The sequence below is a fragment of the Rhodococcus artemisiae genome (assembly GCF_036327795.1).
GTDB classification, from domain to species: domain Bacteria; phylum Actinomycetota; class Actinomycetes; order Mycobacteriales; family Mycobacteriaceae; genus Rhodococcus; species Rhodococcus artemisiae.
Genome location: NZ_JAUTXY010000002.1, coordinates 242921 through 257146 on the forward strand (window position 1 = coordinate 242921; position 14226 = coordinate 257146).

Annotated in this window: 14 protein-coding genes; 10 read left to right on the forward strand and 4 right to left on the reverse strand. The window is 64.9% G+C overall.

What is annotated here, in order from left to right; genetic code table 11:
• Positions 1-7 precede the first annotated feature (7 nt).
• From Q7514_RS05425 to Q7514_RS05450, 6 genes are all read left to right on the forward strand, one after another.
• Entirely contained in the window at positions 8-805 is a 798-nt protein-coding gene (locus Q7514_RS05425; RefSeq protein ID WP_330132229.1) for an SDR family NAD(P)-dependent oxidoreductase, read from the forward strand.
• Positions 802-1950, forward strand: coding sequence for a thiolase family protein (locus tag Q7514_RS05430; RefSeq protein ID WP_330132230.1), 1149 nt, complete (start codon positions 802-804; stop codon positions 1948-1950). The genes Q7514_RS05425 and Q7514_RS05430 overlap by 4 nt, the downstream gene beginning before the upstream one ends.
• A gap of 98 nt (positions 1951-2048) precedes the next feature.
• Positions 2049-2423: a Zn-ribbon domain-containing OB-fold protein gene (locus Q7514_RS05435; RefSeq protein ID WP_408016046.1), complete on the forward strand. Its 375-nt coding sequence runs from the start codon at positions 2049-2051 to the stop codon at positions 2421-2423.
• 23 nt (positions 2424-2446) lie between these two features.
• Positions 2447-3484, forward strand: a complete 1038-nt coding sequence (locus Q7514_RS05440) for an LLM class flavin-dependent oxidoreductase (protein WP_330132231.1) — start codon at positions 2447-2449, stop codon at positions 3482-3484.
• 11 nt (positions 3485-3495) lie between these two features.
• Positions 3496-4758: a type 2 periplasmic-binding domain-containing protein gene (locus Q7514_RS05445; protein WP_330132232.1), complete on the forward strand. Its 1263-nt coding sequence runs from the start codon at positions 3496-3498 to the stop codon at positions 4756-4758.
• A gap of 77 nt (positions 4759-4835) precedes the next feature.
• Positions 4836-5249 carry a DNA-binding protein gene (locus Q7514_RS05450; RefSeq protein WP_330132233.1) on the forward strand — a complete coding sequence of 138 codons (414 nt, stop codon included), beginning with the start codon at positions 4836-4838 and terminating at the stop codon, positions 5247-5249.
• A gap of 19 nt (positions 5250-5268) precedes the next feature.
• Here the strand turns inward: Q7514_RS05450 and Q7514_RS05455 are convergent, their stop codons facing one another.
• Both Q7514_RS05455 and Q7514_RS05460 read right to left on the reverse strand, forming a co-directional pair.
• On the reverse strand, positions 5269-6186 hold the full coding sequence (locus Q7514_RS05455) for an enoyl-CoA hydratase (protein WP_330132234.1): 918 nt from the start codon (positions 6184-6186) through the stop codon (positions 5269-5271).
• Positions 6187-6209: 23 nt separating this feature from the next.
• On the reverse strand, positions 6210-7256 hold the full coding sequence (locus Q7514_RS05460) for a phosphotransferase family protein (RefSeq protein WP_330132235.1): 1047 nt from the start codon (positions 7254-7256) through the stop codon (positions 6210-6212).
• Between the two features lie 251 nt (positions 7257-7507).
• Here Q7514_RS05460 and Q7514_RS05465 point away from each other — a divergent pair, with 251 nt between their 5' ends.
• Genes Q7514_RS05465 through Q7514_RS05480 form a run of 4 tightly spaced genes read left to right on the forward strand, consistent with a single transcriptional unit; the run spans position 7508 to position 12198 of the window.
• Positions 7508-8998: a class I adenylate-forming enzyme family protein gene (locus Q7514_RS05465; protein WP_330132236.1), complete on the forward strand. Its 1491-nt coding sequence runs from the start codon at positions 7508-7510 to the stop codon at positions 8996-8998.
• A gap of 12 nt (positions 8999-9010) precedes the next feature.
• Positions 9011-10105: an NADP-dependent oxidoreductase gene (locus Q7514_RS05470; RefSeq protein ID WP_330132237.1), complete on the forward strand. Its 1095-nt coding sequence runs from the start codon at positions 9011-9013 to the stop codon at positions 10103-10105.
• The gene (locus Q7514_RS05475; RefSeq protein WP_330132238.1) at positions 10102-10866 is read left to right on the forward strand and encodes an SDR family NAD(P)-dependent oxidoreductase; all 765 of its coding nucleotides are present in this window, start codon (positions 10102-10104) and stop codon (positions 10864-10866) included. The genes Q7514_RS05470 and Q7514_RS05475 overlap by 4 nt, the downstream gene beginning before the upstream one ends.
• A gap of 39 nt (positions 10867-10905) precedes the next feature.
• Positions 10906-12198, forward strand: a complete 1293-nt coding sequence (locus Q7514_RS05480; RefSeq protein ID WP_330132239.1) for an acyl-CoA dehydrogenase family protein — start codon at positions 10906-10908, stop codon at positions 12196-12198.
• A 57-nt stretch (positions 12199-12255) separates the two neighbouring features.
• Here the strand turns inward: Q7514_RS05480 and Q7514_RS05485 are convergent, their stop codons facing one another.
• Positions 12256-13443 (reverse strand): thiolase C-terminal domain-containing protein, encoded by a 1188-nt coding sequence (locus Q7514_RS05485; protein WP_330132240.1) that lies wholly within the window; start codon positions 13441-13443, stop codon positions 12256-12258.
• A gap of 2 nt (positions 13444-13445) precedes the next feature.
• Positions 13446-13898, reverse strand: coding sequence for a Zn-ribbon domain-containing OB-fold protein (locus Q7514_RS05490; protein ID WP_330132241.1), 453 nt, complete (start codon positions 13896-13898; stop codon positions 13446-13448).
• Positions 13899-14226: the final 328 nt, after the last annotated feature.

A 14226-nucleotide genomic window follows, 5' to 3' on the forward strand; every position in this document is an offset into this window, starting at 1 on the left:
GCAGAACATGCTGACAGGCAAGCGGACACTGGTCACCGGAGCGGCGCAGGGCATGGGTCGCGACATTGCGCTGGAATATGCCAGGCGCGGTGCCGAATTCGTCGGTGTCGCGGACCTCAACGGTGATGGCGCGAAGGAAGTGGCCGCCGAGATCGAAGCGATAGGTGTGTCGGCCGTGGCGATCACCGTGGACCTCGCGGACAGTTCTACAATCGGGGGCATGATCGACACGGTTGTGTCAGCGGCCGGTGGTCTCGACACGCTCGTGAACAATGCCGGTGTCATGGAGAACGCCTTCACCGAACACACGAGCTTCGAGGAGCTTCCGGAGGACGTGTGGGACAAGGTGTATGCGATCAACGTCAAGTCGGTGTGGCTTGCCACGAAACTTGCAGCACCACATCTGCGGAATTCGGTTCGCGGGCCGTCGGTGATCAATGCCGCTTCCGTGGCGGGCATGGTCGGTTACGTCAGCACTGCGTACCCGTCGAGTAAAGCCGCGGTCATCCAGCTCACTCGCACCTCCGCAATCGCGCTGTCTCCCGACGTACGGGTCAACGCATTCGCTCCCGGTTCGATCGAAACCCCGATGAGTCGTGCCTACCTCGACGCTGCGGACACCGATGAGGCCCGCGAAGCGCGGAAGCGATCGATGGTCGGTGCACACTTGATCCCCCGATTCGGCACCGGCGACGAGATCGCGAAGGTCGCCGCATTCCTGGCGTCCGACGATTCGTCGTTCCTCACCGGGATCGTCGTGCCAGTCGACGGCGGTACGACGGCGTGGCGTGGACTGCGCGCGTGAACGCGACAGCTGCTGCCGCGGCGATCGTGGGGGCCGGTGAGTCGCAGTTCGGCCGGTCGGTCGATCGCCCGATCACGAAACTCGTCCTCGACGCGTGCCGCGGCGCACTCGACGATGCGGGGCTGACGGCGTCGGACATCGACGGAGTGGTCCCAGCGGGTACGTATCCGGGACCCGACGAGGTGTCGGTGGCGTTGGGGATCGATCGCACGTACACGGCTGCTCCCGGAATTCCCGCGGGTGCGGGCCCGCTGGCCGCTGTCGAGACCGCTCGCGCAGCAGTCGAATCCGGGCGCGCGAGCACCGTGCTCGTGTATTACGGCTACGCCGGATCGAAACCCGGAGGCCCTTATGGCTTCCACGCACAGGATCCGGTGAAGGCAAGTCTGGAAATGCCGTTCGGTTGGTATGGCCAACCGGTGTATTTCGCAGCGTGGGCACAGCGCTACTGCCATACCTACGCAATCGAGCCCGATGCGCTCGGCTCGATCGCCGTGTCGAACCGGGTCTGGGCAACGATGACCCCGAACGCGCAGCGCCCCAAGCCGCTCACGGAGGACGACTACCTTGCCTCACCCATGATCGCGTCGCCGCTGCGGTCTGCGGATTGCTGCTTGATCTCAGACGGTGCCGGCGCACTCGTCGTCACCACGGCGGAGCGGGCGCGCGATCTCACAGGCGCACCTGTCCTCGTGGCCGGATCGTCGACCGTCGCCGTGGGTCCGTCCATGACCTCGTATTTCACTCAGGCCGAGGACATGTGCTCGTTCGGTTCCTCGGTGTCCGGTCCGCGCGCGTTCGCCGATGCGGGACTCACCCCGGCGGACATCGATGTTGCCGAGATCTACGATTGCTTCTCCATCTCGCAGGCGATCCAGATGGAGGATCTCGGGCTCTGCGGTCGCGGTGAGGCGGTGGAGTTCCACCGCGACGGACACACGCGGCCGGGAGGTTCACTGCCCGTCAATACCCATGGGGGTCACCTCGCGTACGCCTATATTCCCGGGATCGTCCACGTGATCGAAGCGGTGCGCCAGGTTCGCGGTAGCCGTGGGCAGGCACAAGTACCCGATGCGTCGATCGCGCTGGTCGCTGCGTTGGCCGGCGGCGAGCACACGACACTGATCCTGACGAAGGACGGGTGAGGAGCGTGACCGAATCGGACGTTGCCGTTTCGACCGTCTCAGTGCCGGAATTCGCACCGCCGAAAGATATTCCGGAACTGGAGCCATTCTGGGACGGCGTGAGCCGAGGTGAACTGGTGTTCCCGCGGTGCGCTTCGTGCCGGCGATGGCATTGGTACCCGGGGCCGGGCTGCCCGTGCGGTCATGACGGCGATTTCGAATGGCGCGCTGTCAGGGGCAGGGGAGTGATCCACTCGTTCACCGTCGTGTACCGCGCGTTCCTGCCGTCCGGATCGGCCCCGCCGTATACGGTGGCGCTGGTCGAGTTCGAGGACGCGCCGGGTGTGCGCCTCGTGACGAACCTCGTCGGCGAAGGAGCAGACACCCCCCGGATCGGCGACCAGGTGGTTCTGTCGCCGACCGTCTTCGAGACCCACACCTTGCCGACCTTCGCCCTCGAGCGGGACCGGCTGATTGGAGAAAGGCAACCGTGATGAGGCTGTCATTGCGTTACGACATGCGCGCACCCTCGATCGGAGCGCCCGCAGTCGACCTCTACCGGGCAGCGGTCGAACAGGCCGGCTGGGCGGATTCACTCGGGTTCGAGACCGTGTACATCGCCGAGCATCACGGTGCCGAGGACGGTTATTGCGCGTCTCCGATGATTCTGGGTGCGGCGATGCTCGGACGTACCGAGCGGATCCACGTCCATTTCTCGGCGCTCGTGGCGGTGCTGCATCACCCACTGCGGCTCGCCGAGGATCTCGCGACACTCGATCTGGTGGGCGGTGGTGGCCGCGTCGAGATGACGATGGGGATCGGCTACCGACCCGACGAATTCGAGATGTTCGACGTGCCGATGAAGCGCCGGGTCCGCATCCTCGAGGAGATCGTCGAGGTCCTGGACAAGGCATGGACCGGTGAGCAGTTCGAGTTCCGGGGTAAGACGGTGCGCGTGCGCCCGATGCCCGTCGGACCGTCGCGTCCCCCGATCTACATCGGCGGCTCGGCCGATGCGTCGGCGGCGCGGGCGGCCCGACTCGGCGACAACTACATGCCTGCCGGATCGGAGAAGCATCGCCTGTACGAGTTGTACGATGCTGAGCGCACGAGGTTGGGGCTGCCGATTCCGCCGCGCCCCGCGCCGGCGGGCCCGCTGTTCCTGCACGTGACCGACGATCCCGATCGTGATTGGGAACTGCTCGCGCCGCACCTGATGTACACGACCAACATGAACGCGCAGTGGGCGAAGGAGCGCGGTGTCGGCACGACGGGATATACACACGTCGAGACCGTGGACGACTTGAAGAAGCAGCCGCAGTTCGTCGTGCTCACGCCACAGCAGTGCGTCGAGTTCGCCCGGGAACGTGGCGACAAGTCCGAACTGATGTTCCAGCCGCTCATGGGCGGTCTGCCACCCGAGATCGGGTGGCGGAGCCTCGAGCTGTTCGCCTCGGAGGTCCTCCCCGAGATCGAGTGCCTCGGTCTGCGCGATTCGGGCGCGCCTCGGCCCAGCACCACCTCGGCACAATCAGCGGAGACCATCAGGAAATGAGGGAGTCGATCATGAAGTTTCGATCGGTTGCGTGTGCGGTCGCAGGTTTCACTGCGGGTGCGACCGTATTGGCGGCCTGTGCCGAGTCGACCGGCACCGGCGGCGGAGGTGGTGGCGTGGGTGTCGAATACGGGGCGAGTATCGAGGAGTACCAGCAGGCGTTCGAGTCCGTGGACCCGATTGTGATCCACACCCAGTCGCCTGCGGCGAAGGATGCCTCGGGTGGCCAGCACATCGAGAACTACGCCCGAGCGGTGTCCGAATGGTCGGGAGGCAAGATCACCTTCGAGATCGTGTACTCGAACGGTGTGGCGTCGCCGACCGAGTCGGACGACGCGGTGCAGGACGGCCGTCTCGACATGGCCCAGGTCATGGGGGCCTACGAACCTCAGGAGTACCCGGTCACCTTTGCACTGAACAACGCCAGTGTGTTGTCGGACAACAGCGTGATCGTCGGGAGCCTGTCGTCGAATGCGTGGCCGGTCGACGTGGCGTTCTCGTCGCCGGAATTCTTGTCCGAGTACGAAGACCATGACATGGTGGTGCTCGTCCCGTCGTTCAACTCGGGTTCGATCGCCCTGATCTGTGGGCAGGCCCGAAACGACCTGGCCGAACTGAAGGGCCAGTCGATCGCATCGGGTTCGGCGACCCTCGGTACGCAGGTCGCTGCGCTCGGGGGCAATCCCGTGTCGATCGGGTACACCGAATACTACGAGAGCCTCCAGCGCGGGGTGGCGGCATGCGCGGCCACCACACTGACCGCGGGCAGGATCGCGGGAATCATGGAGGTCGCGCCGCACGTCGTGATCGATCCCGAGGCGGGATTCGTCAATACCTCCGGCACTCTGGCGATGAATGTCGATGTATGGGAGGGTCTTCCGCTCGTGGCGCAGCAATTGATGTGGGATCGGCTCGATGTGTTCATCGAAGGCAGCATGAACAAGATCTGGGAGGGGACGGTCGACGCTTCGGCGACGATTGCCCAGTTCGACGGTTCGGCCGAGCCGTTCGCCGACGACGCGCGCGATGCGTTGATCGCGAAGAACGAGGCGATCGTGGACGAGCTTGCGGACACTGCCCCCGGCGGCGACGAATTCGTTTCGCGGGTACGGGACACCTCGGCGGAATGGAAGGCGACGGTAGCCGACCTGGGTTACGAGAACAGCGTGGACTATGCCGGTTTCGCCGAGTGGTACAGCCCTGAGAAGCTCGACACGACGGCATTCGTCGACGCACTGTTCGACGAGGTACTGCTCGAGCACCGTCCGTCCTGAGTTGCAGCCACCGAGCCGTGAACATCATACTGCAACATTATGTTGACAACATAGCGTTCACGGCTCACGCTGTAGGTATGACGAACGAGGAATTCACCCCACCGAACCCCAGTCGTGAGCGTGCCCATCGGGAGTACGCCGGCCTGTTCCGGATTGCCGAACGCCACGGTGCAACACCGGAACAACGTGCCCGCCAGTCCCATCCGGAAATGCTCGACCCGTTGGGTGCGATCCGCATCGTCGCCGCACTGGCCGGCGGCGTCCACCAGGCGGGTCCGGACGAACCCGATGTGGACGCCGCCGACATCACTGCTGCTCTGGGCCTCATTCCGAAGGCTCGGTCCGAGATGGATCAGCTCGAGGCGCTGGTTCTCGGAATCGCCCGTGAACACGGAATGACCTGGCAGGAAATCGCGTTCGGCCTCGGATTGGGGAGTACGCAGGCGGCTCGACAGCGCTACGAGCGACTGGTTGCACGCACTGAATCCTGACCTGTGACGACGGTTGCCGTCAGGGAGCGTGCGGATCCGCCCGCCTGATCGGCGGTGCAGTCTTCCAGTCGGGCATTCCGAGTTCCGGAGTCCCCACCACTGCTTTGCCGCCCGACAGATGGGTCCACTGGGCGTGGTTGAGCTGATGGATCGTGAAGCAGGCGTCCAGTGCGCTGGAGAAGCCCATGGCATCCTGGCTCTGGTTGACCGATTCCTTCACGAGCAGCGCCGCCATTGTCGGCACCTGAGCGATACGGCGAGCGAAATCGAGGGTCTTTGCGGTCAGATCTTCGGCGGGAAAGACCTTGCTCACCATGCCGAGCGCGCGTGCATCCTCTGCATCGAGACTGTCACCGGTGAGGAGTAGCTCTTTGGCCTTGCGAGGTCCGAATTCCCAAGGATGACCGAAGTATTCGACTCCGCACATGCCCAGTCGTGTGGCGACGACATCGGCGAACTGCGTGTTCTCCGCGGCGACGATGAGATCGCATGCCCACGTGAGCATCAGTGCCGCGGAGAAGACGTTCCCGTGCACCTCTGCGATGGTGATCTTGCGGAGACTGCGCCAGCGGCGGGTGTTCTCGTAGAAGTAGTGCCACTCCTGGTGGAATCGCGACTCGACGGCATCTTTCGTGCCCCCGGTGCAGGCATACGACCAGTGCTGCTCGGGCCCGGGGTTACGTTCGGCCAGGTAGTCCGGGCTGCCGAGATCGTGTCCCGAGGAGAAGACCGGGCCGTTTCCGGCGAGAATCACCACGCGCACGTCGTCATCGGCCTCGGCGCGCAGAAACGCGGCGGTGAGTTCGACGAGGAGCCCGCGGTTCTGGGCGTTGCGGTACTTGACGCGGTCGAGAACGATGCGGGCGATGGTGCCCTCGTCGTGGGTCTCGTACTGTAGGTACTTGTATTCGGTGGTTGCCCGGGGATCGGTGGTCACGGGGAGTCCTTCCTGAGACAGGCTCAGACGGCCTGCGGTGATGTGGAAACGAGTGCGCGAGCTTGGTCCAGCAGGGACTGGGACACGCCGTGGAAGCGCTTCCCGAGTGCCTCGTCGACCTTGCCTGCGCACGCGCGGGCGTGTGTGCCCTCGAGGATGATGGCCAGGCGGTAGCAGGCCAGCACCTGATACCAGTCGAATCCGGTCATGTCGCGGCCACTCGTCTCGCCGTATCGGGCGATGAGCTCACTTCGGGACGGCAGGCCGTCGAGCCGGCGGGCCAGGCCCTTGGTGCGGGACTCGTTCGGGTCGGGCCAGGTCGCGAGCAGGTGCCCGAGGTCGAGGAGCGGGTCGCCGATGGTCGCGAGTTCCCAGTCGACGACCGCGGCGACCTCGGGGCCGTCGTGCCGGAACATGACGTTGCCGAAGTGGAAGTCGCCGTGGATGACACCCTTGCGCCACTCGGTAGGGCGGTGTTCGTCGAGCCACGCGCCGAGTTCGTCGACTCCGTCGAGATCAGGACCAGGCCAGCCCTCGAGCTCGTGGTACGAATCCAGCTGCTTACGCCAGCGCCCGACCTGTCGCTCGATCCATCCTTCGGCGCGATCGTACTGCGCCCGCCCGAGTGCAAAGGGATCGACGCGGCCGAGCGCAGCTGCGGCGTCGACCATGGCCAGCCCCATCGCGTGCTGTAGCTCCGCGGACGACGCGTGCGGCTCGGGCACCTCGGTCGTGGCGGTGAAACCGCTGATCGCGTCCATGACGAAGAAGGTGAAGCCCATGACGTCCGGGTTCTCGCATGCCGCAACGAGTCGCGGGTGGGGAACGTCGGTGCCTCCGAGCGCGGTGAGGACGCGCGCTTCCCGGCGCATGGTCTCGTCGCTGTTGCTGCGCTTGTGTAGTGGGGGCCTGCGGAACACGTATTCACGGTCGTTCCTGACGAAGCGGACCAGGATGTTCTGGGTTCCGCCGGTCAGGGTGACAGCGTCGGTGATCGGCCCGGTGCCGACTCCTTCGCTGTCGAGCCAGGAGGTCAGGGTGTCGACGTCCAGCATCTCCCGATCGTTCATCGGGGTTCACCTCATCTTCGATCATGGTCCGGGCGGTGCCTTGCAGTACTGGGGCCGGCCGCGGAGCGGATGTGCTTGTGGGTGACCGGGGCCACTCTCCACCGCACTCTACACATTCGTGCAAACCATTGTCATGATTAGCTTCACATTCAGGCGCATGATTGTTAGAGTCCGACTACGGCGCCCGGTTACTGCGACAGTGGATCGGCGAGGGCTCGGACAACCCGGAATCGTTCAATTCAGGTGGTGCAATGGGTATCGAAATGGTTCTCGACATGGCGACCTCGGTCGTCCCGGACCGCGTGGCCATCGGCCGCCGCGAGTCGGGGCTGACCTACGCTCAGCTCGACGATGTCGCGTCGGGTGGAGCGACCGTCCTGAAGGAACGCGGCGCGGCGCACCTCGTCTTCGTGGGCGTCAACGGACTCATCCTGCCTCTGCTCACGTTCGCGTCGGCGAAGGCGGGAATACCGATCGCGCCCCTGAACTACCGGCTCGCGACCGAGCAGCTTCGCGACCTCGTCGCCCAGCTCGACACGCCGTTGATCGTCGCCGACCCGGCATACAAGGACAAGCTCGAGGGTGCAGCCGCACAGCTGCTGACCAGCGACGAATTCTTCGACGAAGCCCGCGCGGCAGGGCCGTCCGATCATCTGCCGGCAGACGACGACAGCACCGCTGTCGTGCTGTTCACCTCCGGAACCACCTCCGCTCCCAAGGGCGTACTGCTCCGGCATCACCACCTGACGTCCTATCTGTTCAACACCGTCGAATTCGGTTCTGCCGGTGAGGAACAAGCGACCCTGATCAGCACACCGCCCTACCACATCGCAGGGATGGGTGCCGTCCTGAGCAACATCTACGCCGGTCGCCGCATGGTGTACCTGCCGGACTTCACCCCGCAGGGCTGGCTCGATCTCGTCCGGGAGGAGGAGATCACGAGCGCGATGGTGGTGCCGACTATGCTCGCGCGCGTCGTCGAACATCTCGGCGGCGAATCGGCGGGCGCTCCGAAGCTCGCGTCGCTCGCGTACGGCGGGGCCCGGATGGCGCAGCCCGTGCTCGAACGTGCACTCGTCGCCTTCCCTGACACCGGGTTCGTCAACGCCTACGGGCTTACCGAGACCAGTTCGACAATCGCGGTGCTCGGACCCGACGACCATCGCGAAGCCCTCGCTGATCCCGCGTTGCGTCACCGCCTGTCCTCAGTCGGGCGGGTCGTGCCCGGGATGGAGGCACAGATCCGCGCCGAGGACGATGTCACAGTGCTGGCCGACGGCGACACCGGGCTGCTGTGGGTCCGCGGCGCGCAGGTCAGCGGCGAATACATGGGCAAGGGCTCGGTGCTCGACGCCGACGGCTGGTTCCCCACCCGCGACCGCGCCCGCATCGACCACGAGTTCCTGTTCATCGGTGGTCGCGCAGATGACACGATCATCCGCGGCGGCGAGAACATCGCGCCCGCCGAGATCGAGGACGTCCTCGTTCGCCACGACGACGTGCGCGAGGTCGCTGTGATCGGTGTCCCCGATGATGAATGGGGCGAACGCATCTGCGCCGTCATCGTGCCGACCGGCGACGATCACGCAGAGCAGGAGGCCGTTCGGGCCTGGTGCCGTGAGCGACTGCGCGGATCCCGGACCCCCGACGACGTCGTCTTCGTCGACGAACTGCCCAAGACCGCCACCGGCAAGCTCGTGCGTCGTGATCTGGTCGCACAGGTCACGGCCGAGTCTGCCTGAGATCGAGTGCCTGTGTCTTTCGTTGCAAGCAGCCAGTGGGTGCTCCGTTCCCGTCCGACGGGCCGCCCGAGCACATCCGATGTCGAACTCGTCGATGTCGTGGTCGGCTCTCCCGAGCCCGGTTTCGTGCGGGTGGAGAACCTCGTGATGTCCGTCGAGCCGTACATGCGGGGCAGGATCGGTGGTGAGGCCAACTATGCCGAGCCGTATCCGCTGGACGAGCCGATGCTTGCGCCCACGATCGGTCGTGTCACCGACTCTGCCGACGAATCCGTTCCGGTCGGGTCACTGGTCAAACACGAGTACGGCTGGCGGGAACATGCTCTCGTACCTTCGGGCGACTGCACCGTGCTCACGCACGACGATCTCGCTCCCGCCGACTATCTGGGAGTGATGGGTCTCCCCGGCATGACGGCCTGGGTGGGGTGCGAACGCATCGCCCGCATCGAGTCGGGCGATGTTGTCTTCGTGTCGTCCGCGGCCGGAGCCGTGGGGGCCACCGTCCTGCAGATCGCAAAACTGCGGGGCGCAACCGTGATCGGCAGTGCCGGTAGCCCGGACAAGGTGGCATTGATCCGGGAGCTCGGAGCAGACGCCGCGTTCGACTACCACGACGGTCCCGTCAAGGATCTGCTTCGCGCTGCGATGGCGGAGGTGGGAGCGACCGGCCTCGACGTGTACTTCGACAATGTCGGAGGCGAGCATCTCGAGGCTGCGATCAGGGTGATCAACGACCACGCGCGGATCGCCCTGTGCGGGATGATCAGCATCTACAACTCCGCAACCCCGCAGCCGGGGCCGAACAACCTCATCAAACTCGTCTGGCGCCGGGCCCGGATGGAAGGCTTCCTCCTTCGCGATCACCTCGACGCACGCGAGGAATTCGAGGACCGGATGGCCGAGTGGCTCCGCATCGGCGCGCTCCGCCCCGTCCACACGGAATTCACCGGTGGTGTCGGGGGTGCGTGGGACGCGTTTCTCGGCATGCTCGACGGCAACGCGACGGGCAAGGCCGTCGTACCACTCACGCGCGATCCGGCCGGGCAGGACTGCAAGACACGCGAATCCGGCGGGATGAACTCGCCCGACAAGGAGGCAACACGATGACCGACCAGGCACTGCCCTTGGAAGGGAAGGTCGCACTCGTCACCGGCGGAAGCCGTGGTCTGGGTCGCGAAATGGTGCTGGCGTTTGCGAATGCCGGTGCCGACACCGTCATCGTCAGCCGCAAGATCGACAGCTGCGAGAGGCTCGCGGCCGAGATCATCGAGACCACCGGGCGCAGGGCTCTCCCGATCGCATGTCACGTCGGCGACTGGGACGCGCAGGAAGACCTCGTCGAGCAGGTCTACGCGGAATTCGGCCGTGTCGACATTCTCGTCAACAATGCGGGTATGTCGCCGCTCTACGATTCCCTCGGCGACGTGACGGAAGCGTTGTTCGACAAGGTCTTCGACGTGAACCTCAAGGGCGCGTTCCGCCTGACCACTCTCGTCGCCCCGCGCATGATCGAGGCAGGCGGAGGCTCGGTGATCAACATCAGCTCCATCGCGTCGGAACGGCCCACACCGAGCGACCTGCCGTACGCGGCCGCCAAATCCGGGCTGAACATCATCACCAAGGGCTTCGCGCAGGAATACGGGCCGACGGTGCGCGTCAACGCGATCATGGCCGGCCCGTTCCTGACGGACATCAGCAAGTCTTGGGACATGGACATCGTCGCGGAGAAGTTCAAGGCACTTCCGCTGGAGCGCGCAGGCAACCCCGACGAGATCGTCGGTGCCGCGCTCTACCTCGCCGGCCCTGGATCGACCTATACCAGCGGCGCGATCATCCCGGTCGACGGTGGCCGTACTGCGATGCGTTGACCTTCCACGCACACAAGACTTTTCGAGAAAGGAATGCGCATGAGCTGGGGATTCGAGACAGATCCCGAATACCAGGAGGTCCTCGACTGGGCCGAGGAATTCGTGAAGAACGAAGTCGAACCGGTCGACAAGGTGATCACCCACGCATGGGATCTGCAAGACCCGCTGCGCCAGAAGCTGATCCCGCCGCTGCAGGACAAGGTGCGGGAGAAGGGTCTGTGGGCGACGCACCTCGGACCGGAACTCGGTGGCCAAGGGTTCGGGCAGCTCAAACTCGCACTTCTCAACGAGATCGTCGGTCGCACCCACTCGGGGCCGATCGTGTTCGGTGCGCAGGCGCCGGATTCGGGCAACACCGAGATCCTCGCCCACTACGGCACCCCCGAACTCAAAGAGCGCTATCTCGAGCCGCTGATCAACAACGAGATCGTCTCGTGCTACGCGATGACGGAGCCCCAGGGCGGATCGAATCCCGTCGAGTTCGAGACCACTGCAGTCCTCGACGGTGACGAGTGGGTCATCAACGGTGAGAAGTGGTTCGGCAGCAACGCACGCTTCGCGTCGTTCTACATCGTCATGGTGGTCACCGATCCCGATGCCGAGCCGCACAAACGTCTGTCGCAGTTCATCGTGCCGGCCGACACCCCGGGCGTCGAAATCGTCCGGAACACGGGCGTGTGGGGTCACGACTACGAGGTCGGTACACACGCCTACACGCGGTGGACCGATGTCCGGATACCGAAGGACCACATCCTCGGTGGCGTCGGGCAAGGGTTCGAGGTCGCGCAGACCCGTCTCGGCGGTGGCCGCATCCACCATGCGATGCGCACCGTCGGCCTGGTGCAGGCGTCGCTCGACATGATGCTCGAACGCGCCGTGTCGCGTACGACGCGTGGCAAGCGTCTCGGCGACCAGCAGTTGGTCCAGGAGATGATCGCCGATTCGTGGTTGCAGATCGAGCAGTTCCGGCTGCTGGTGCTGCGCACCGCGTGGCGGATCGACCGCTACAAGGACTACAAGAAGGTCATCAAGGACATTGCCGCGGTCAAGGCGGCAATGCCGAAGGTGCTGCTCGACGTGACCTCTCGTGCAGTACAGCTGCACGGGTCCCTGGGCGTCTCGAAGGAGCTTCCGCTGGGCAAATGGTTGTTCGAGAGTTACCACATGGGCCTCGCCGACGGCGCAACCGAGATCCACAAGGTGGGTCTTGCCCGGCAGTTGCTGCGCGACGCCGAACCGCACGATGGCCTGTTCCCGAGCTATCACCTCCCCGAACTCGAGGAACTCGCGCGCCGCAAGTTCGCGGCGCAGATGGCGGGCCTCGAAGAGTGACGGCGTAGTCGAGCGGGGGAGGGGCAGGAGCGTGACCGCTCCCGCCCCTCTCCGGTTTCAGCCCGCTGCCGAGATGACGAAGGCGGTCGAGCCTGCCAACCCGTTGGACACGGTGACGACAGACCGCTGTGCGCCGGGTATCTGTCGCTCTCCGGCACGATTCGTCACCTGGTAGGCCGCTTCGGTCAGCTGGGTCATACCGTGCAGACGGCCTTCCGCGAGGCATCCGCCGCCCGTGTTGAGCGGCAGGCTGCCGGTCGGTCGGGCATTACCCTCGTCGATGAAATCTGCGGCGTCGCCACGATCGCAGAAGCCCAGACCTTCGAGCCACGTGTAGGTGAAGATCGAGAACCCGTCGTACAACTGGGCGATGTCGATCTCGTCGCGTCCGATCCCCGCGGCGTTCCAGAGCCTGTCACCGGTGGCTTCGGCGCCGGCGAGGATGTCTTCGAGCGTCATGGGTACACCGGTGGCCCCGACGTGGTTGCTCGCGGCGTACCCGGAGATCAGCGCCGGAGGGTTGGGCAGGTCGCGGGCGCGGTCGGTGCGAGTGAGCACGATCGCGACGGCGCCGTCGACGGGCAGGTCGCAGTCCAGCATGGTGATGGGATCGGCGATCATGCGCGACGACAGGTACTCGTCCGTAGTGAGACTCTTCCCGCGGAAGAACGCATTCGGGTTCAGGTGTGCGCGTTCGCGATTGTCGACGATGAAGCGTGCGAACGACTCTCGTGTCGCATCGGCGAGATCGAGGTATCGGCGGGCGACGGTGGCGGCCCAACCCGCGGGCATCGAGAAACCGTAGGGTGCGAAGAATTGGTCTTTGCCGCCGGCCCGTGCGGACGTGAAGTTCGAGTACCTCCCCTGCGGCATGTGCAGTGCCCGGTAGAGGACGACGTGCGTGCAGGTTCCGGCCACGAGTGCGTTGATCGCGTCGATGGCGGCGTGGGTGACCATCGGCATGGTGTTGCCGAGCCAGGTTATGTTGTCTCGGATTCTCAGCGCTCCGGAGAGATGCCCGGGGGTGACGACATCGATCCCGTCGCGGTTGCCCTTCGCGCCCCCGTAGACCGGCATGGTCGGTGTGGTGGCGAGTCCGTCGACGTCCGCACGGGTCAGGCCTGCGTCGGCGAGCGCAGCATCGGTGGCCTCGACCGTCAGCGACAGCAGTGTGCGGGGGTTGCGTCGGATGAGTTCGGTGTAGCCGATGCCGGCGATCGCGACCTGGTCGCGGTATTCCCACATGGTCAGGCGCTCCTCTGCTGGGATGCGGGGCGGAATTGGGGCACGACTTCCCCGGGCGCCAACTCTTCGAAGGTCGCCTCGAGTGGGAGCCCGATCCGCAGCTCGGCCGGGTTCGCATCCACAAGGTTGGTGGTGATCAGCAGATTTTCCTGCTCGTCGAGTTCCGCGACCACGACGATGTACGGCAGATGATCGGCGAAACCGGGCGCAGGTGCGTCGTGCATGACCGTGTAGGAGTACAACGTCGCTCTGCCCGACATGTCTTTCCAGGACAGCTCCGAGCCCCCGCATTTCGGACAGGCGTCCACGGGAAGATGCTGGTAGCGGGCACAGGGCTCGCAGTACTGCACCGCGAGTCGCCCCTCACGTGCGGCGTTCCAGTAGGCAGTGGTGGTCTCGTCGGCCAAAGGTAGTGGCTTGCGTGTGGCCTCTTCGGAGGCGTCGGTGGGGGGCATGGATCCTCACTCGGCATTGACATCTATTGCAGATAATGGTGATCATCTATTGTGATTCTGTGATGCCGGTCTCGGTCCGTCAAGTACTCGCTCGCAGGGTGCATGTCCGGGACGCACGGCAGTTCAGGTAAATCATTCGCATGAAAGCTTGACTCTGATCGAATCCAGGCGAATGATATGCCTTTAGAAGTGATGTAGATCACGACTGCTGAAGCCGTCCCTGTGGACGAAGCCGAGGCACGACAGGTAGGCGGAAGCATGATGCATCGCAGCGTTGAATCCGAGATCCGGATCGAAGACATCGACCTCGGTGGACTCGGCGAAGCAC

What these genes read in the sequence shown, in the direction of transcription:
- Q7514_RS05465 (WP_330132236.1), top strand. Translation starts at nt 7,508, where the DNA reads ATGGGTATCGAAATGGTTCTCGACATGGCGACCTCGGTCGTCCCGGAC.
- Q7514_RS05445 (WP_330132232.1), top strand. Translation starts at nt 3,496, where the DNA reads ATGAAGTTTCGATCGGTTGCGTGTGCGGTCGCAGGTTTCACTGCGGGT.
- Q7514_RS05460 (WP_330132235.1), bottom strand. Translation starts at nt 7,256, where the DNA reads ATGAACGATCGGGAGATGCTGGACGTCGACACCCTGACCTCCTGGCTC.
- Q7514_RS05490 (WP_330132241.1), bottom strand. Translation starts at nt 13,898, where the DNA reads ATGCCCCCCACCGACGCCTCCGAAGAGGCCACACGCAAGCCACTACCT.
- Q7514_RS05485 (WP_330132240.1), bottom strand. Translation starts at nt 13,443, where the DNA reads ATGTGGGAATACCGCGACCAGGTCGCGATCGCCGGCATCGGCTACACC.
- Q7514_RS05440 (WP_330132231.1), top strand. Translation starts at nt 2,447, where the DNA reads ATGCGCGCACCCTCGATCGGAGCGCCCGCAGTCGACCTCTACCGGGCA.
- Q7514_RS05475 (WP_330132238.1), top strand. Translation starts at nt 10,102, where the DNA reads ATGACCGACCAGGCACTGCCCTTGGAAGGGAAGGTCGCACTCGTCACC.
- Q7514_RS05425 (WP_330132229.1), top strand. Translation starts at nt 8, where the DNA reads ATGCTGACAGGCAAGCGGACACTGGTCACCGGAGCGGCGCAGGGCATG.
- Q7514_RS05480 (WP_330132239.1), top strand. Translation starts at nt 10,906, where the DNA reads ATGAGCTGGGGATTCGAGACAGATCCCGAATACCAGGAGGTCCTCGAC.
- Q7514_RS05450 (WP_330132233.1), top strand. Translation starts at nt 4,836, where the DNA reads ATGACGAACGAGGAATTCACCCCACCGAACCCCAGTCGTGAGCGTGCC.